General features: G+C 70.9%; 18 protein-coding genes. 10 read left to right on the forward strand and 8 right to left on the reverse strand.

All coding sequences use genetic code 11. From position 1 onward, the window contains the following. The first annotated feature begins 20 nt into the window (after nt 1-20). From ACIRSS_RS36975 to ACIRSS_RS36985, 3 genes are read left to right on the forward strand one after another with little or no spacing between them, the layout of a single operon-like run. The gene (locus ACIRSS_RS36975; RefSeq protein WP_372670518.1) at nt 21-359 is read left to right on the forward strand and encodes an L-rhamnose mutarotase; all 339 of its coding nucleotides are present in this window, start codon (nt 21-23) and stop codon (nt 357-359) included. A 5-nt stretch (nt 360-364) separates the two neighbouring features. Then, the gene (locus ACIRSS_RS36980) at nt 365-1,333 is read left to right on the forward strand and encodes an aldo/keto reductase (RefSeq protein WP_400903511.1); all 969 of its coding nucleotides are present in this window, start codon (nt 365-367) and stop codon (nt 1,331-1,333) included. Further along, nucleotides 1,330-2,181, forward strand: a complete 852-nt coding sequence (locus ACIRSS_RS36985) for an amidohydrolase family protein (RefSeq protein WP_400903513.1) — start codon at nt 1,330-1,332, stop codon at nt 2,179-2,181. Before ACIRSS_RS36980 ends, ACIRSS_RS36985 begins: the two co-directional genes overlap by 4 nt. Before the next feature lie 31 nt (nt 2,182-2,212). Here the strand turns inward: ACIRSS_RS36985 and shbA are convergent, their stop codons facing one another. The 4 genes from shbA to ACIRSS_RS37005 form a co-directional block, all read right to left on the reverse strand. Further along, the gene (gene shbA / locus ACIRSS_RS36990; RefSeq protein WP_400903515.1) at nt 2,213-2,869 is read right to left on the reverse strand and encodes an RNA polymerase sigma factor ShbA; all 657 of its coding nucleotides are present in this window, start codon (nt 2,867-2,869) and stop codon (nt 2,213-2,215) included. Between the two features lie 254 nt (nt 2,870-3,123). Then, the gene (locus ACIRSS_RS36995) at nt 3,124-3,420 is read right to left on the reverse strand and encodes a DUF202 domain-containing protein (RefSeq protein ID WP_400903517.1); all 297 of its coding nucleotides are present in this window, start codon (nt 3,418-3,420) and stop codon (nt 3,124-3,126) included. A gap of 493 nt (nt 3,421-3,913) precedes the next feature. Further along, nucleotides 3,914-4,267: a YidH family protein gene (locus tag ACIRSS_RS37000; protein WP_400903519.1), complete on the reverse strand. Its 354-nt coding sequence runs from the start codon at nt 4,265-4,267 to the stop codon at nt 3,914-3,916. A gap of 10 nt (nt 4,268-4,277) precedes the next feature. After that, the gene (locus ACIRSS_RS37005; RefSeq protein ID WP_400903520.1) at nt 4,278-4,757 is read right to left on the reverse strand and encodes a GtrA family protein; all 480 of its coding nucleotides are present in this window, start codon (nt 4,755-4,757) and stop codon (nt 4,278-4,280) included. A gap of 151 nt (nt 4,758-4,908) precedes the next feature. Here ACIRSS_RS37005 and ACIRSS_RS37010 point away from each other — a divergent pair, with 151 nt between their 5' ends. Beyond that, nucleotides 4,909-5,319, forward strand: a complete 411-nt coding sequence (locus ACIRSS_RS37010) for a hypothetical protein (RefSeq protein WP_400903521.1) — start codon at nt 4,909-4,911, stop codon at nt 5,317-5,319. An 83-nt stretch (nt 5,320-5,402) separates the two neighbouring features. Continuing rightward, the gene (locus ACIRSS_RS37015; RefSeq protein ID WP_400903523.1) at nt 5,403-5,696 is read left to right on the forward strand and encodes an iron-sulfur cluster biosynthesis family protein; all 294 of its coding nucleotides are present in this window, start codon (nt 5,403-5,405) and stop codon (nt 5,694-5,696) included. A gap of 77 nt (nt 5,697-5,773) precedes the next feature. On the opposite strand, the gene ACIRSS_RS37020 is transcribed toward ACIRSS_RS37015, so the two are convergent. The 4 genes from ACIRSS_RS37020 to ACIRSS_RS37035 form a co-directional block, all read right to left on the reverse strand. Then, nucleotides 5,774-6,892, reverse strand: a complete 1,119-nt coding sequence (locus tag ACIRSS_RS37020) for a glycerate kinase (protein ID WP_400903524.1) — start codon at nt 6,890-6,892, stop codon at nt 5,774-5,776. Then, complete coding sequence (locus ACIRSS_RS37025) at nt 6,889-7,833, reverse strand: 2-hydroxyacid dehydrogenase (RefSeq protein ID WP_400903526.1); 945 nt, start codon at nt 7,831-7,833, stop codon at nt 6,889-6,891. The genes ACIRSS_RS37020 and ACIRSS_RS37025 overlap by 4 nt, the downstream gene beginning before the upstream one ends. A gap of 30 nt (nt 7,834-7,863) precedes the next feature. Beyond that, the gene (locus tag ACIRSS_RS37030) at nt 7,864-8,751 is read right to left on the reverse strand and encodes an SGNH/GDSL hydrolase family protein (protein WP_400903527.1); all 888 of its coding nucleotides are present in this window, start codon (nt 8,749-8,751) and stop codon (nt 7,864-7,866) included. Between the two features lie 106 nt (nt 8,752-8,857). Continuing rightward, a complete protein-coding gene (locus tag ACIRSS_RS37035) occupies nt 8,858-10,936 on the reverse strand; it encodes an alpha-galactosidase (RefSeq protein ID WP_400903528.1) in 2,079 nt (692 codons plus the stop codon). 76 nt (nt 10,937-11,012) lie between these two features. Here ACIRSS_RS37035 and ACIRSS_RS37040 point away from each other — a divergent pair, with 76 nt between their 5' ends. From ACIRSS_RS37040 to ACIRSS_RS37060, 5 genes are read left to right on the forward strand one after another with little or no spacing between them, the layout of a single operon-like run. Beyond that, entirely contained in the window at nt 11,013-12,203 is a 1,191-nt protein-coding gene (locus tag ACIRSS_RS37040) for an ROK family protein (RefSeq protein ID WP_400903530.1), read from the forward strand. A 20-nt stretch (nt 12,204-12,223) separates the two neighbouring features. After that, entirely contained in the window at nt 12,224-13,492 is a 1,269-nt protein-coding gene (locus ACIRSS_RS37045) for an ABC transporter substrate-binding protein (RefSeq protein ID WP_400904028.1), read from the forward strand. Further along, on the forward strand, nt 13,489-14,445 hold the full coding sequence (locus ACIRSS_RS37050) for a carbohydrate ABC transporter permease (RefSeq protein WP_400903532.1): 957 nt from the start codon (nt 13,489-13,491) through the stop codon (nt 14,443-14,445). The genes ACIRSS_RS37045 and ACIRSS_RS37050 overlap by 4 nt, the downstream gene beginning before the upstream one ends. Further along, nucleotides 14,445-15,284 (forward strand): carbohydrate ABC transporter permease, encoded by an 840-nt coding sequence (locus ACIRSS_RS37055; RefSeq protein WP_400903533.1) that lies wholly within the window; start codon nt 14,445-14,447, stop codon nt 15,282-15,284. The genes ACIRSS_RS37050 and ACIRSS_RS37055 overlap by 1 nt, the downstream gene beginning before the upstream one ends. A 23-nt stretch (nt 15,285-15,307) precedes the next feature. Beyond that, a complete protein-coding gene (locus ACIRSS_RS37060; RefSeq protein WP_400903535.1) occupies nt 15,308-16,615 on the forward strand; it encodes a glycoside hydrolase family 27 protein in 1,308 nt (435 codons plus the stop codon). The last annotated feature ends 161 nt before the right edge of the window (nt 16,616-16,776 follow it).

Consider the following 16,776-nt stretch of genomic DNA (forward strand, 5'->3'; position numbering starts at 1 on the left):
GACCCGGCCAAGGAGTGGTGATGACCCACCAGCCCGCACCACAAAGAGTGGCTCTGCACACCCGGCTCAAGCCGGGCAAGGAAGCCGAGTACGAGTCCGTCCACGCGGTGATCCCGCCCGAGCTGGACACCGCCCTGCGCGAAGCCGGTGTCCGCACTTGGCGGATCTGGCGTAACGGTCTCGACCTCTTTCACGTCGTCGAAGTCGACGACTACGCGGCGATGCGGGCGGCCCTGCGGGACCACCCCGCGAACGTCCCCTGGCAGGCCAGGATGGCCGAGCTGCTGGCCGTCGAGGACGACTACTCCGGCGGCGACACCGGCATCGGGCTGGTCTGGGAACTGCCGGAAAAGGAGTGACGGCGTTGGAACTCTCCCTGTCCCCGCTGGGCCTCGGCTGCGCGCAGCTGGGCAACCTCTACCACGCGATGAGCGACGAGACGGCCGCCGCGACCGTGCACCGCGCGTGGGACGAGGGCATCCGGTACTTCGACACGGCACCGCACTACGGTCTCGGCCTCTCGGAGACCCGTCTCGGCGCGGCCCTGCGGTCCCAACCGCGCGACGAGTACGTGCTCTCGACGAAGGTCGGCCGCGTGCTCGAACCGAACCCGGACGGCGCCACCGCCGTCGACGACCAGGGCTTCGCGGTCCCGGCCGCGTACAAGCGACGGTGGGACTTCAGCCGCGACGGCGTCCTGCGCTCCCTCGAAGACAGCTTGACGCGGCTCGGGCTCGACCGCGTCGACATCGTCTACGTCCACGACCCCGACGACCACTTCGAGGAGGCCCTGCGCGGCGCCTTCCCGGCGTTGCGCGAACTGCGCGAGCAGGGCGTGATCGGCGCGTTCGGCGCCGGGATGAACCAGGCCCCCATGCTCGCGGAGTTCGTCCGCCGGACCGAGCTGGACGTGCTGCTGGTGGCGGGGCGCTACACGCTGCTCGACCAGCCGGCGCTCGACGAGCTGCTGCCGCTGTGCCTCGACCGCGGCGTCCGGGTGGTCGCCGGCGGCGTCTTCAACGGCGGCATCCTGGCGACCGCCGAGCCCGGCCGGGTCTACGACTACGCCGAAGCCCCGAGGGAGCTGGTCGAGCGGGCCGAGCGGATCGCGGCGATCTGCGCGCGGCACGGCGTCGAGCTGCCGGAAGCCGCGCTGGCGCTGCCGATGGCGCATCCCGCGGTGGCGTCGGTCGTCGTCGGCGCGCATGATCCTTCTCAAGTCAGCGTGAACGCGCGGCGCGCGCGGGCCGTCGTGCCGCCGGGGCTGTGGACCGACCTGGTCGACGCGGGCCTCTTGCGCGCCGACGTCGTCCTCGCCGAAGGAGTCTCATGATCGACGCGCACCACCACCTGTGGGACCCGGCGCGGCGCGAGTACCCGTGGATGGCGGGGGAGGCACTGGCCCCGATCCGCCGTCCGTACACGGTGGACGACCTGCGCGCGGTGACCAAGGCGGCCGGTGTGCACGCGACGGTGCTGGTCCAGACGGTTTCGTCGGCCGAAGAGACTTCGGAGTTCCTGGCGATCGCCGAGGCCGAGCCGGTGATCGCGGGCGTCGTCGGCTGGGTGGACCTGGCGGCCCCGGACGTCGCGGACCGGCTGGCTTCCTCGGACGGCCCCTTGGTGGGGATCCGGCACCAGGTGGAGAACGAGCCGGACGACGACTGGCTGCTGCGCCCGGAGATCGTCGCCGGGCTGAGCGCGGTGGCGTCGGCGGGCTTGGCGTACGACCTGCTGGTGCGCCCGGCGCAGCTGCCCGCGGCGGCCGAGGTCGCGTTGCGGCTGCCGCAGCTGCGGCTGGTGCTGGACCACGCGGCGAAACCGCCGATCGCGGCGGGGGAGTGGGAGCCGTGGGCGTCCGGCGTCGCGGCGCTGGCCGCGCGCGAGAACGTCGTGTGCAAGCTCTCCGGGCTGGTCACGGAGGCGGACTGGACGGGCTGGGAGGTCGGGCACCTGCGCCGGTACGTCGACCACGTGCTGGACGTGTTCGGCCCGGAGCGGCTGCTGTTCGGCTCGGACTGGCCGGTCTGCGAACTGGCCGCGTCCTACGAGGTGGTCCTGGACGCGGCGATCGCGCTGACCGGCTCGCTGTCGGACGCCGAGCGGCTGGGCGTGTTCGAGCACAACGCCCGCCGCGTCTACGGCTTGGATGCGAGCGGGGAAACCTCTTCCAGGGGGTAAAAGAGGTTTCCCCGCCCGCCGCTGGGGTGGCTCAGAACTCTTCGACGCTGATCATGCCGCGCAGCCGCGTCAGCGCGCGGTGCTGCGTGACGCGGACGTTGCCCGCGGAGATGCCGAGGGCTTCGGCCGTTTCCTGGGCGGAGAAGCCGACCGCGATGCGCAGGGTCAGGATCTCCTGCTGCACGCGCGGCAGCGAGGCGAGCAGCCGGCCGAGGCGGGCACCGAGGTCGAGGTGCAGGGCGTGGGACTCGGGCTCGTTGCCGGCCACGTGCGGGCTCTCCGGGAGCTCGGGGACGGGTTCGGAGCGGTCGCGCGCGACGGCGCGGTAGGCGTCGGCGACCTTGTTGGCCGCGATCGCGTGGACGAGGTAGAGGAAGGAGCCGCCGCGGTCCTGATAATCCGGAAGGGCCTTCAAGACGGCGAGGCAGACCTCTTGGGCGACGTCGTCGGCCGAGAGGTACGAGAGGTCGCGGCCGCCCATCCGCGCGCGGCAGTACCGCACGACGACCGGTTCGATCATCTGGAGCAGGTTGTGGATGGCGGCGGGGTTGCCCTCGCCGGCATCCTTCACCAGAGGGTCGAGGTCCTCCTTCGTCAGGCGTCCGCTCGGCCTGGGAGATGACTCCAGGGTGCGATAATCGCGAACGTCGGAAGCGGATTGCTCGGTGGTCCTCGGCGGTGCTGTCATGGTCGTCTCCCCGGCCGACCCTCGACCGTCGCTGCCGGGGGCTCCACTCTCCGTGACTTTTCGATTGCAGATCTTCCCGGGCTCCCCCGCTTGACCTGCGCTCGGTGCGACGCTCGGTAATCGTAAGCACCTCCCGGGCCATCAGTCCAGATTTCAACGACCAATACCCCGTTAGCAGCAGTGACCGTGATGTTCCCGCGACCCGGCCGCGCACATTGCGATTAATCGGTTTCAGGATGTGCCGAGTTCACCCGTCAGTGGAGGACGGCCACGGAAGCGGCAGTCACGGTCACGGCGAGCGACGCCACGGCGGGCAGAATCGGGCCCATCGCGACAGGCGTTTCGGTCCGAAGGGCGCGTTCCCGCCGCACGCCCACGCCCGCGAGCAGCGCAGATGTGGCGGCGGCGAGCACCACGGGGACCAGCGAGACACCCCAATGGCGCTGGGCGGCGGAGTGCAGGAGCAGTACGGTGCAGGCGGCGGAGGCGAGGGCGGTCCGCCGCCAGGCGAGCCCGGTCCGCTCGGCTTGAGCCCCGCCGAGGCTGGTCACGCGGGGGTCCTTCGGGGAATGACGGTACTTCTGACGTCGTGATAATCGCGAAGCAGCGGTATTCGGGTGCGACGCCGAGGTGAAGCGGGGTTGAGCCGAACGGCCGGAGCGGCGGCCGCGGGGGTGTGGATAACCCGATCGGGTGGGTGGGCGCCGAGTGCGGTCCGTGGTCGCGCGAACGGCCCAATTCGGACGTGGGCGGCGCGGGTGGGCGGAAGGCTCATGGCTCGCGAGGTCGACCCGGTCCACGGCGGCCGAGTGCGGTGCACCCTCGCGGCCGATGGGGTTCGCGCGGTGCGGGGTGCCTCGGTCGGGGTCGGGCGGGTCGGTCGCCGGCGCGACATGGCTCGAAGTTGCTCGGTCCCGGCTGGGGTGGCTCGTCGTCGGCGCGGCATGGCCGGGGCGATTGCGGCAGGCGTGGCCGGTCCGCCGCGCCGCCCTCGCGCGCTCGGTGTGGTCGGCTCGCCGCCCGTCCGCACCTCGCTCCGCTGGCTCACGACACCATCAGCAGCACCGCCGCGGCCACCGTCAAAGCCAGCAGCCCGCCCGTCAGCACCACGATCATCCAGCTCCGCGGCAACGGCTCCCCGGCCCGCATCGCGATCTGCACCCGCCGCCACCGCGGATAGGCCGTCGCCGCCAGGGCTGCCGCCAGTACTACGCACAGCCCCGCCAGGACCGCGCTCGCCGGGGCTGGGGCCGGGACCAGCTGGTGGACCGCCACTCCGCCCGCCAGCAGCCCCAGCGCCGTCCGCAGCCACGCCAGGAACGTTCGCTCGTTGGCCAGGGTGAAGCGATAGTCCGGTTCGCTGCCGCCCGAGTGGGGCGTGATGTCGTCCGAGGCCACGGCCCCGACGCTAGCCGGTGTGGGCCGCCGCGGCGCCTTCGGTGCCGTGCGCGAACACCCACCAGCGCAGCACCGCGAACCGCACGAACCCGCCGACCAGGCTGGCCAGCAGCAGCGTGCCCGTCTCCTCCCACGACGTCGGCCGGTCGACCACGGCGTCGAGGATCGCCAGCACCGCCGAGCCGTACCCGGCGTAGAAGGCGAACGTCAGCAGGTCCTGCAGGTGCCGTTTGCCCGCGTTGCTCCGCCGCCCGGCGAAGGTGACGCGGCGGTGGAACTCCGTGTTCCCGACCGTCGTCAGCGCGATCGCGACCAGGTTCGCCACCTGGGAGCCGAGCTCGTCGCGCAGCAGGAGGAACAGCACGGCCTGGACGCCGGTCGTCACCACGCCGGCCACGACGTACCACGCCGCGTGGGTGCCGAGCTCGTGGTGGCGTTCCGGATCGGTGGCGAGCAGCCGGTGCTCCGGTGCGCACCTGGTGGTGGCCATGATGCCAACCTACCTTGCGTTCACAAACTTGTGAATGTGTTAAACCGGTTGAAGAAATGTGATCCCGGCGACACCGCCGGAGTTTCGGCCCCCGGGACCCCGGGTAGGTCACCACCGATGATGCCTGTTTCCTACGCGCCGGGAGAGACCAGTGAGTGACCGTGACGCGGCCGAACCGGAAAGCTTGGCCCCCAGCGAAGCGCTGGACGAGGACGAGCTGCGCGTGGACCCGCTCGAGGAGGGCGTGGAGCCGCCCGAGCACTGGAGCGCCGCCAACCGCTTCGGCACGACGCCCCGAGAAGCCCGCGAAGGCGAGCCGATGGACCAGCGCCTCGCCGAAGAGGTGCCGGACACCGAGCCGGAGCCCGTCCCGGAGCGCCCGCTCGCGGTGACCCCGGCGGACCAGCTCGACGAGACCGTCGAGGACGCCCCGGCCGACTTCGAGCCGGTGGCCCCGGAAGACGAAGTGCCGCGCCGGCACGCCGACCCCGATCCGCGCGAACAGGCGGACTACGCGGGCGGGTCCGTCGCGGATGCCATCCGCGAGGCGCGGCAGAGCTGATCCGCTCAGACTGCACGTCCGAACGGACGCCCCTAGCGTGGGGGCTTCCAGTGCATCGGACCGCGACGAAGGGAAGGCCGAAGATGCTGACCGTGACCGAAGCCGCCAACGAGGCGATCACCGCACTGACCAGCCAGGGGGAGGGCGACGCCGGGCTCCGCCTGGCTGTCCAGAACGCCGACGGCGAGAGCGCCCAGCTCGCGCTGTCGGTCGCCCCCGAACCCGCGGAGGGCGACAGCGTGCTCGGCGCCGAGGAAGGCCCGAAGGTCTTCCTGGAGCCGCAGGCCGCCGCGTTGCTCGACGACAAGGTGCTCGACGTCCAGGAGGACGAGGCCGGCGGAGTCGCCTTCGCCGTGCTGCCGCAGCACACGAGCTGACCGCGGCGGACGGGCCTTTCGCAGCGGCGCGGAAGGTCCGTTCGCCGACCGGGCGGCCGACGTCGTGAACGAGTTGCTCAGGCTCGCCAGGCGCGCACCACCTCCGCCGCGCGAGCCCGAAGCAACTCCGCCGCGTTCGCTCGCGCGTAGTCCAGCGACGGCGCGTGGTCGATCAACGCGCTGCTCCCCACCACTCCCAGCCGCTCCAACCCGGCGGCGTCGAGCTGGATCCGCCCGGCCAGCGCCAGCAGCGGGACCCCGCGCGGTCGCGCCCGGTCCGCGATCCCGGCGGGCGCCTTGCCGTTCAGGCTCTGCTCGTCGAGCGACCCCTCCCCGGTGATCACGAGATCGGCGCCGTCCAGAGCCTGGTCGACCCCGGTCAGCCCGGCGATGAGGTCGAACCCGGATTCGACGCTCGCCCCGAGCGCGATCGCGGCCGCGGCCACCCCGCCGCCGGCCCCGGCACCCGGGACCTGTGAGACGTCCGGAGCGCCACCCACCTTCAAGGCGTGCGCCCACCGCCCGAGCGCTTCGTCGAGCAACGCGACTTCCGACGGCCCCGCGCCCTTCTGCGGCCCGAACACCGCCGCCGCCCCCGATGGCCCCAGCAACGGGTTCGTGACGTCGGTCGCGACCGCGACGCTCACCCCGTCCAGGCGCTCCCGCACGGGAGCCAACTCGGTCGACGCGACGCGCCCCAACGTGCCGCCGCCCAAGCCGACCGGCGCGCCGAACGCGTCCAGCACACCGGCACCGAGTGCGCCGAGCATCCCGGCGCCGCCGTCGGTGCTGGCGGTTCCGCCGACGGTCAGGACGAGCCGGCGGGCGCCGTGGATCAACGCGTCGGCGAGGAGCTCCCCGACACCCCAGGTGTGCGCGGCCAGCGCGGTTTCCGGGCTGGGCTCGACGAACTCGATCCCGCACGCGCGCGCCGACTCGATGTACGCCGTGCCGTCCAGGACCGCGTAAGAAGCCTTGACCGGCTCCTCCAGCGGCCCCCGGACCGTCAGCCGGACGATCCGCGCGCCCGCCGCTTCCAGGACGTCGAGGGTGCCTTCGCCGCCGTCGGCGACCGGGCACGTGACGATTTCCGCGTCCGGCAAGGCATCGCGCACGCCGAGCGCGATCGCCTCCGCAGCCTCGACCGCGGTGAGACTGCCCTTGAACTTGTCGGGCGCGATGACGACCCTGGTCACGGCTTCACCTCCGTCAGCGGGGGACGCCCGGCGAGCACCGCCGCGACGTTGCGGGCCGCCAGCACGGCCATCTCCGTTCGCGTTTCCACTGTGGCGGACCCGAGGTGCGGGCTCAGCACGACGTCGTCACGGCCGAGCAGCCGCGGTTCGACGTCGGGCTCCTTCTCGAACACGTCCAGCGCGGCGCCCGCGATCTCCCCGGCTTCGAGCGCGTCCGCCAGCGCGGCTTCGTCCACGACCGGCCCGCGCGTGGTGTTCACCAGGTAGGCACCGGGTTTCATGGCGCGCAACGCGGCGGCGTCGATGAGGTGCCGCGTCTCGGGAGTCAACGGACAGTGCAGCGAAACGACGTCCGAGCGCGCCAGGAGTTCTTCGAAGGACACGTATTCCGCGTCGAAGTCCTGCTTCGACCGTCCCGAGTAGACGATCGACATCCCGAACGCCTGAGCGCGCCGGGCCATCGCCCGGCCGATCTGGCCGAGCCCGACGATGCCGAGCGTCTTGCCCTGCAGGCCCGAGCCGAGCAGGAACCCGAGGTGGAACGACCACGGCGTGCGCGAGCGCAGCAGCCGTTCCCCTTCGCCGATCCGCCGCGTGACCGCGAGCAGCAGGCCGAAGGCGAGGTCGGCGGTGGCGTCGGTCAGCACCCCCGGGGTGTTCGTGACGACGATCCCGCGGGAGGCCAGCGCCGGGACGTCGACGTTGTCGTACCCGACGGCGACGTTCGCGACCACCTTCAACCCGGGCCCGGCGGCGTCGGCCAGCGCGCCGTCGAGCCGGTCGTGCAGCATCCCGACGACGGCCGAAGCGCCGGAGACGAACTCGTGCAGTTCGTCCGGCGCCAACGGCCGATCGGCGGGCGACACCACCACGTCGCCCGCCTCGGCGAGGAGCTTCACCGCGTCGTCCGGGATCCATCGGGTCACCACGATCTCGGCCACCCCGACAGACTAGTTCACCGCACCGACAATTCAGCCCCGCTGAACCGCGTCCAAGACGATCTCCGACTGCGCCGCGGCCCCGGCTCCGTTGGGGTGGAAGGGGAACGCGAGCAGCAGCGGGTTGCTCGCCGAGATCGGGATCAGGCCCTCGACGTACCGCACGGTGGGCGCCTGGCACGCGTCGTGCCCGAGCGTGGGGGAGTAGGTGTCGACGAGTTCGACGCCGTTGTCCGCGGCCACGCGCGCCAGCATGGCGTTCATCGAGAGGAACTTCGCCTGCAGGTACGCGACGTCGCCATCGGCGATCGGGATGACCGGCCAGCAGCCCTTCCCGCTCGCGGGCAGCCCGGCGAGGTAGTTCACCAGCAGGATCCGCGCCCGCGGCGAGCGCTCCTTGATCGCCCACAGCGATGCCGCGATCTTCGGTGCCGTCGCCGTGACCGCGTTTTCCAGCTGGTCGACGCCGCCCGCGGTGAACTTCGCCTTGCACGTGCTCACCGGCAGCGGGTTGAGGCACTTGGTCACGGCGGAGGCGAGCCCGATGTCGTTGCCGCCGATCCCGACGGTGACCAGGTCCGTGGTCGCCGTGAGCCGGTCGAACTGCGGCGGGTTCGTCCCGCCCAGCGGCAGCTTCTGCGGCTGCGTGAAGTCGGTCGTCGTCGCACCGCCGCAGCTGGCGTCGCGGAACGTCCCGACGCCCAGCGCGCCGGCCAGCTCGTGCGGGTAGTCCGAAGTGGACTGCGCGCAGTCGAGCGGGGTGAACTCCGTGGTGGGTGGCAAGGTGACGAACACGTCGGCGGTCCACGAATCGCCCAGGGCGACGTACTCGTGGTAGCCCGTGCTCGCGGACGCCGGAGCGGCGAAGGCGAGCACGGCGAGCGCGGGGACGACGAGCAGGGCGGACAGGCGCTTGCGCATGCTGGCTCCGTTGGCGAGCAGGGTGAAGGACTTTCACATTCCGCTCGTGGTGCGTGAAAAGTCAATCGGTCTCACCCGCCCCGGTCACGCCGATCGGCGTGGGTAATCAGACCCTGGTCAGCCGCACGACCGCGCTCGCGTAACCGCTTCCCGGCAGGTCGACGTCGAGGCCGTGGCTCAGCAGCACCGCGCCGTCGTGCACGACGCCGCCGGAGTCGCGGTACCGCGCGAACGGCTCCAGTCCCGCCAGCCGCGGCGGTGTCACCGGGCGCGCGAACTCCGTGGGACGCCGCCAGAAGAACACGACCACGTCGCCGCCCAGGACGTACTGGACCGCGGTCAGCGCCGACGTCGCCGGGTCCGCCAGCCGGTACAGCTCGCCGTGCTGCACGACCGGCCGGATCTCCTTGTACAGCGCCACGAGTTCCGCCGCTTCCGCGAGTTCGGCGGCGGACCAGCGAGGCAGGTCGCCGCCGAGACCGAGCACCCCCGCCATCGCGACGTGGAAGCGGAAGCTCAGCGGCGCTTCGCGGCCGGTGGTCGGGTTGGGGCTGTCGGTGACCCACGCCGACATCGTGCCCGCGGGGTAGATCTGGCCGTAGCCGTGCTGGATGGTGATCCGGTCGGCGGCGTCGGTGTTGTCGGACGCCCAGATCTCGTCGGTGCGCGCGAGGATCCCGAGGTCGGTGCGCCCGCCGCCGCCCGCGCAGCCCTGGACGCGCAACGCCGGGTGGTCGGCGCGCAGCCGGTCCAGGATCGCGTGCACCGCGCGGACGTGGTCCACCCACACGCGCCCGGCGTCGCCGCCCGGCCAGCCGGCTTCGGTGAACGCGCGGTTCATGTCCCACTTGAGGTAGTCGATGCCGTGCTCGCCGACGAGCCGGTCGAGCCACTTGTGCGCCCAGTCCGCGACGTCCGGGCGCGCGAAGTTCAGCACGAGCTGGTTGCGCAGCGTGGTGCGTTCGCGGTTCGCCATGTGCAGCACCCAGTCCGGGTGCGCGCGGTAGAGGTCGCTGTCCGGGTTGACCATCTCCGGCTCGACCCACAGCCCGAACTTCATCCCGTGCGCGTGGACGGCGTCGACCAAGGGCCGCAACCCCGCGGGGAAGCGCTGTTCGTTGGGAGTCCAGTCGCCGAGCCCGGCGGTGTCGCCGGTGCGGGCGCCGAACCAGCCGTCGTCCATGACGAACAGTTCCGCGCCGAGCTTCGCGGCGGCCTCGGCGAGCGAGGTTTCGGTCCGCTCGTCGACGTCCCAGCCGGTCGCCTCCCACGAGTTGTAGACGATCGGCCGCAGCTCCTCCGGGTGCGGCTGGACGAACTCGCGGACGTAGGCGTGCCAGCGACGGCTGGTGCCGCCGAAGCCGTCGGCCGCGTAGAGCCCGGCGAACACCGGCGTCTCCCAGGTCTCCCCGGGCCGGAGCGACCAGCCGACGTGCTCGTGGCCGAACCCGCCGGTCCACGTGACGCGGCCGGTGTGCGTGTGCTCGACGGTGATCCGCCAGCTCCCGCTCCACGCGAGCGCGGTCGACCACACCTCCCCGGACGTCTCGGTCGCGTCGCCCGCGTCGAGCATCACCCACGGGTTGACCTGGTGGCTGGACACGCCGCGACGGCTGGTGAGCGTCGTTTCGCCGACCGGCACGGCTTCGCGCAGCACGCCGTACTCGGCGCTCCACGCCCCCGACGTCCGGGTCAGCCGCGCCCCGGCGCGCCGGGGGAGCGTCCAGGACGCGGAATCCGTGCGCAGCAAGGAAACGGGCTCCTCGGAGCGCAGGGAGACCCAGCGCTCGACGACGTCGCCGCGGACGCGGTAGTGCAGCGAGAGCTCCAGGGGGTAGTGCCGGTCCACGAGCCGCACGACCAGGGAGTCCTCGGTGCTGGTGTGCCCGTCGTAGCGCCACTCGAGCGCGGACGTCCCGTCTTCGTACCGCACAGCCAGCGCCGCGACGCCGAAGAAGGCGCCGCCTTCCGCGGGCAGTTCCTGCCGCTCGTCGCCCGGCTCGTCGAAGCTGCTGTCGGCCGGGTTGCGGCGCGCGGCGACCTGCGTGGCCTGGGCCAACGTGAGCGGCGCGCCCCAGTGGACGTGCCGCGGGCGGTCGTCGGCGTCGAGCCGGAAGGCGTACGAGCTGCCGGGGGTGCGCAGCAGCCAGAGCCGGTGCACGGGGTCGTGTTCGACGAGCGACATGATCCCGAGCGTAGGCATGACCAGGCGAAAAATAAATTCTTGACGAAGTTAATTAATCCTGCCTACCCTTCCGGCCATGCCTCGCAGTGCACCGGCAAGGGCGCCGATCACCAGTCCCGCGGCGGCGACCGTGTTCACCACGGTCCTGACCGAAGGGCCGGTTTCCCGCGTCGACGTCGCCCGGCGCACCGGTCTGTCCTCGGCCGCGGTCACCAAGGCGGCCCGGCCGTTCATCGAAGCCGGTTACCTCGAAGAACTCGCCTCCGAAGGCCGCACCGCGCCGGGTGCCGGCCGCCCCGCCAACCCCCTCGCGATCCGCCCGGACCGCGAGTACTTCGTCGGCGTCAAGATCACCGGCGACGACCTCATCGGCGTGGTCACCGACCTGCGCGCCGACGTCCGGGCCAGCGCCCACCATGCGTTGACCAGTCACGACGTCGACCACGTCGTCCGCGCTCTGGCCGACCTGGTCCGCGAACTGCTGGGCGGGCCGACCCCGGACGGCACCAGCAACCTGCGCGAACGCGCCTACTGCCTCGGCGTCGCGGTGTCCGGCGACGTCGACCGCGCGTCCGGCGTCGTCCGGTACTCGCCGTTCCTCGGCTGGCGGGACGTCCCCTTGGCGTCCCTCTTGGAAGACGCCACCGGGCTCACGGCCACTTTGGAAAACGACGTCAAGGCGCTCGCCGTGGCCGAGCAGTGGTTCGGCGAAGGCGTCGGCGCGTCGTCGTTCGCGCTGGTCACGGTGGGGACCGGCATCGGCAGCGCGCTCGTCGTCAACGGCGACCTCGTCCGCGGCGCGCACGGCGTCGCCGGCGAGATCGGGCACGTCCCGGTCGCCGACGGCGGCCCGGCGTGCCACTGCGGTGGTCGGGGCTGCGTCGAAGCGATCGCGTCCACCGAAGCGATCGTCGCGCGTGCCCGGGTCGTGACCGGCGATCCGGCGTTGACCATGGAAGACGCCGTGACGGGGGCCCGCGGCGGCGACGAACCGCTGCGCGAGGTGTTCGCCGGAGCCGGGCACGCGATCGGGCTCGGCCTGGCCGCGCTGGTCAACCTGTTCGGCCCGGAACGGGTCGTCGTCTCGGGTGAAGGCGTCGCCACCTACGACCTGTTCGAGGACCAGATCCGCCGGACCTTCGCGGTCCAGGCGTTCGGCAGTGCCGCCCGGTGCGGCCTGGTGATCCGGCCGTTGCCGTTCGAGGAGTGGGCGCGGGGCGCGGCCGCCGTCGCCATCCAAAGTCTTTTCGTCGCCGAGAGCGTCTAAGGAGAGTCCTCGTGAGCCCCATGAATCGCAGAAGCTTCCTGGTCGGTTCCGTGTTGTTCGCCGGGGGAGCGGCCCTCGCGGGCTGCACTTCGGACCCGCTGAACAAGAACGCGGGCGCCGCTTCGGGCGCGAAGGTCACGTTGCAGCAGTGGTACCACGCGTACGGCGAATCCGGGACGCAGCAAGCCGTCCAGCGGTACGCGCAGGAGTTCACCAAGGCCAACCCGGACATCGCGATCAACGTCAGCTGGATCGCCGGCGACTACGAGACCAAGCTGAACTCGGCGATGCTCACCGCGCAGGCGCCGGACCTGTTCGAGCTGGGCGACTTCCGCTACCAGAACGTCAAGAACGGCCTGCTCGCGCCGCTCGACGACATCGTGGACCCGGTGAAGGCCGACTTCAGCCAAGCCGCGCTGGACACCGTCACCGTCGACGGCAAGGTCTACGGCGTCAAGATGATCGACGACGTCATGATGCTGTACTACCGCAAGAGCGCGCTGCAGGCCGCGGGCGTCCAGCCGCCGCAGACGTTCGCCGAGCTGCTCGAGGCGACGCGGAAGCTGAACACCGGCAAGCAGAAGGGCCTGTACGTCGGCACCGACGGCGTCGGCGAGGCCGCGACGCTCCTGCTCTGGTCGTCCGGCGGGGACTTCTTCGACTCGAGCGGCAAGAAGGTCGCGTTCGCGTCACCCGAGGCGATCGCCGCGATCGGCGGGCTCAAGCAGCTGCACGACACCGGCGGCCTGCTTCAGGGCTACCCGACGGACTGGTCCGACCCGGGCGCGTTCGCCAACGGCGCCACCGCGATGCAGTGGGGCGGCCTGTGGTCGCTCCCGGACATCAAGAAGGCCCTGGGCGACGACTTCGGCGTCGTCGCGTGGCCGAAGTTCGGCGACGCCGGCAAGCAGGTCGCCCGCGTCGGCGGCTGGTACCAGCTGGCGAACGCGAAGTCGGCCAACTTGGCCGCCGCCAAGAAGTTCATCGACTGGCTGTGGGTCAAGAACGCCGACCTGCAGAAGGACTGGTGCGTCAAGTACGGCTTCCACATCCCGGCCCGCAAGGAGGTCGCGGCGCAGACGACCGAGTTCTCCAGCGGTCCCGCGAAGGACGCCGTGACGATCTCTCAGCAGAGCGGCAAGTCGTACTCGGGGCTGTGGAACAAGGCGTCGGCGACGCTGTTCCTGCAGGCCGCGACGAAGATCGCGAACGGGCAGGCCGACCCGGCCGCCGAGCTCGCCGACGCGGCGAAGAAGGCGCAGGCCGAAGTCGACAAGCAGCTGGCATGACGGCCTTGATGGAGGCTCCCGCGGCCCCTCCGGTGGTGGCGAAGAAGCGTCGCCGCCGCAGGGACTGGCGCGCGATCGGCGCGTTCGCCGTGCTGACCGGGCCCGTGGTGATCGGGCTGGGGCTGTTCAAGTACGTCGCGATCGCGTGGAGCTTCCTGCTCAGCTTCAACGACGCCCGCGGCACGATCACGCTCGGGCACTGGATCGGCTTCGACAACTACGCGTTCCTGCTCAGTGACGACGCCTTCCTGACGTCGTTGTCGACCATCGCGGTCTTCACGATCTTCATCGTGCCGATCACCTTCGTGGCTTCGCTCGGTCTCGCGGTGCTGATCAACAGCATCAAGCGCGGCAAAGCGTTCTTCCGGACGGTGTTCCTCATCCCGGCGGCGGTGTCGTACGTCGTCGCGGCGCTGGTGTGGAAGATGGCGCTGTTCAACGGCCTGCCGTCCGGCGTCGCGAACGTCCTCGGCGGCCTGTTCGGTGCCGACCCGGTGCCGTGGCTGTCGACGACGAGCCCGCCGGTGTACTGGGTCGCGGTCGTGACGCTGCGGCTGTGGCTGCAGGTCGGGCTGTACATGATCCTGTTCCTGGCCGGGCTGCAGGCGATCTCGCCGACGCTGTACGAGGCCGGTGAGCTGGACGGCACGACGAAGTGGCAGGCCTTCCGCTACATCACGTTGCCGCAGCTGCGGAACACGTCGGTGGCGGTGCTGCTGCTGATCCTGATCGCCGCGTTCCAGGCGTTCGACGAGTTCTACAACCTGTTCGGCACCGGGCTTTCCGGCACGGCGACCGCGCCGGTGAAGCCACCCCTCGTCTACCTGTACGACTCCGCGCTCGGCGACCAGAACTACGGCGTCGGCTCGGCGGGCGCGTTCCTGCTCACCGTGCTCATCGTCGTGATCACGCTGCTGCAGGGCCGGTTCGTCGGCTTCGGGAAGAAGGACTGATGGCCGTCCTCGCCGCCCCTCGCGTTCGCAAGGCGCCGAAGTACGTCCTGGCGTCGGTGCTCTCGCTGATCTTCCTGCTGCCGTTCTACATCATGGTGCGCAACGCGCTGATGACGCGTCAGCAGGTCAGCTCGCCGGACTGGTCGTGGCTGCCGGACCCGCTGTCGTGGGTCAACTTCGGCGACCTGTTCGCTGACGCGTCGGTCCCGATGGCGCACGCGTTGGGGAACTCGTTCCTGGTCGCCGTGATCACCGCGCCGGTCGGCACGCTGTTCGGTTCGATGGCGGGGTACGCGCTGGCCCGGATCAACGTGCCGGGACGGCGTGCGGTGTTCACGTACGTGCTGGTCACGCTGATGATCCCGCAGTCGGTGACGTTCGTGCCGACGTTCGTCGTCGTCGGTTCGATGGGGGGCGTCAACACCGAGTGGGGCATCATCGCGCCGAACCTGTTCAGCGCGTTCACCGTGATCCTGTTCCGCAACTTCTACCTGCGGTTCCCGGCCGAGATCGAGGAGGCCGGGCGGCTCGACGGGCTCGGCTACCTCGGCGTCTACCGGCGGCTCGTGCTCCCCAATTCGGGCAGCATGATCGCGTCGCTCGGGGCGCTGATGTTCATCGAAAGCTGGAACGCGTTCCTGTGGCCGCTGGTGATCGGGCAGGACCCGTCGTCGTGGACCGCGCAGATCGCGCTTTCGACGTTCCTGACCGCCCAGTCGGTCAACCTGCCGGCGCTGTTCGCCGGTGCTTTGGTCACCATCGCGCCGCTGGTCGCGATGTTCCTGGTCGCCCAGCGGTTCATCGTCCGCGGGATCGCGGCCGGCGGGCTCAAGGAGTAGGTCCCCCTATCGAGGAGTGTTCAGTGAAGCGCCTCCTTTCCGTTTTCCTCGCTGTGCTCGGGCTTTTCTCGCTGGTCGTTCCGCCGGCCGACGCGCGGACTCCGTTCGTGAAGGCGTTCATGGGCTGGAGCAGCTGGAGCCTCGAGTCGTCGACCCGCGCGGGTTACGGCACTTCGTGGCTGAACGAGTCGCACGTCCGCGACGCGGCTTCGGCGATGGCTTCGAAGCTCAAGTCGGCCGGGTACACGTACGTCAACATCGACTCGGGCTGGAACGCTTCGCAGTCCTGGGTCTTCCACACCGACGTCAACGGCATCCCCGACCCCGATCCGACGCGGTTCCCCTCCGGGATCGCGGAGTTGGCTTCTTACGTGCACTCCCTCGGGCTGAAGCTGGGCCTGTACGCGGTGACCGGGCTCGAGAAGGAGGTCTACGCCAAGAACGCGCCGATCCTCGGGACGTCGTGCCACGCCCAGGACATCGCGTACCAGCCGCTGACGCCGTCGAACGGGTGGGGCGGCAACTGGAAGGTCGACTTCGCGAACCCGTGCGCGCAGAAGTACTACGACTCGATCGTGGCCCGGTTCGCGTCCTGGGGCGTCGACTTCGTCAAGGTCGACGGGACGACCGCGGACAACGTCGCCGACATCAAGGCGTGGTCGGCGGCGATCGACCACTCGCGGCGGCCGATGTGGCTGACGGCGAGCGCGTGGCCGGTGCCGCGGTCCATCGGTTCTTCGCTGGCCCCGTACGCGAACGGCGTGCGCGTCGACACCGACGTCGAGTGCTACTGCGAGACGGTGTCCACTTGGGACAGCTCGGTCAAGGCGCGGTGGTCGGACCTGCCGGACTGGCTGGGTGTGTTCGGGCCGCAGTACCGGCCGGACCTGGACTCGATGCCGATCAGCAACAACACCGGGTCCGGCATCCAGGACGGGATCTCCGACGTCGAGCGGCAGAGCGTGATGACGTTCTGGTCGATGGCGTCGTCGCCGTTGTACGTCGGGGGAGACATCTACTTCCTGGACGCTTCGGCGGTGTCGATCCTGACGAACCCCGAGGTCATCGCAGTCGACCACGCCGGTTCGTATCCGACCCGGATGACCGGTGGGAACCTGCAGGTCTGGAAGAAGAAGGCACCGGACGGGACGTGGTACGCGGCGGTCTACAACCTGGGTTCCGCTCCGGCGGACATCACGGTGGACTTGGGGATTCCGGGCGCGCGGCCGGTGCGTGACCTCGTGGCGCGCAAGGACCTCGGGCGGTTCCGGGGCTCCTGGACGGCGGCCGCGGTGCCTCCGCACGGCTCCCGGCTGGTCCGGATCGGCTGAGCTTCTCGCACGAAGGGGACTTTCTTCGCTTGCTGGCTTGCTGGCGCGAGGAAAGTCCCCTTCGTCGTGTGTGCGTCATCCATTGGGTGGAAGACGTCTGGTCGGTGCTGCCCCGTCGTGCTATGTTCGGTTGCAGAACGAGTGTGCGTGATGCGAACGGA

The organism is Amycolatopsis sp. NPDC101161 (assembly GCF_044768185.1).
GTDB lineage: Bacteria > Actinomycetota > Actinomycetes > Mycobacteriales > Pseudonocardiaceae > Amycolatopsis.

Excerpts from the sequence above, each read along its gene's own strand:
- ACIRSS_RS36985 (WP_400903513.1), top strand. The coding sequence starts at position 1,330 with ATGATCGACGCGCACCACCACCTGTGGGACCCGGCGCGGCGCGAGTAC.
- ACIRSS_RS36975 (WP_372670518.1), top strand. The coding sequence starts at position 21 with ATGACCCACCAGCCCGCACCACAAAGAGTGGCTCTGCACACCCGGCTC.
- ACIRSS_RS37015 (WP_400903523.1), top strand. The coding sequence starts at position 5,403 with ATGCTGACCGTGACCGAAGCCGCCAACGAGGCGATCACCGCACTGACC.
- ACIRSS_RS37055 (WP_400903533.1), top strand. The coding sequence starts at position 14,445 with ATGGCCGTCCTCGCCGCCCCTCGCGTTCGCAAGGCGCCGAAGTACGTC.
- ACIRSS_RS37050 (WP_400903532.1), top strand. The coding sequence starts at position 13,489 with ATGACGGCCTTGATGGAGGCTCCCGCGGCCCCTCCGGTGGTGGCGAAG.
- ACIRSS_RS37040 (WP_400903530.1), top strand. The coding sequence starts at position 11,013 with ATGCCTCGCAGTGCACCGGCAAGGGCGCCGATCACCAGTCCCGCGGCG.
- ACIRSS_RS37045 (WP_400904028.1), top strand. The coding sequence starts at position 12,224 with ATGAATCGCAGAAGCTTCCTGGTCGGTTCCGTGTTGTTCGCCGGGGGA.
- ACIRSS_RS37030 (WP_400903527.1), bottom strand. The coding sequence starts at position 8,751 with ATGCGCAAGCGCCTGTCCGCCCTGCTCGTCGTCCCCGCGCTCGCCGTG.
- ACIRSS_RS37035 (WP_400903528.1), bottom strand. The coding sequence starts at position 10,936 with ATGTCGCTCGTCGAACACGACCCCGTGCACCGGCTCTGGCTGCTGCGC.
- ACIRSS_RS37005 (WP_400903520.1), bottom strand. The coding sequence starts at position 4,757 with ATGGCCACCACCAGGTGCGCACCGGAGCACCGGCTGCTCGCCACCGAT.
- shbA (WP_400903515.1), bottom strand. The coding sequence starts at position 2,869 with ATGACAGCACCGCCGAGGACCACCGAGCAATCCGCTTCCGACGTTCGC.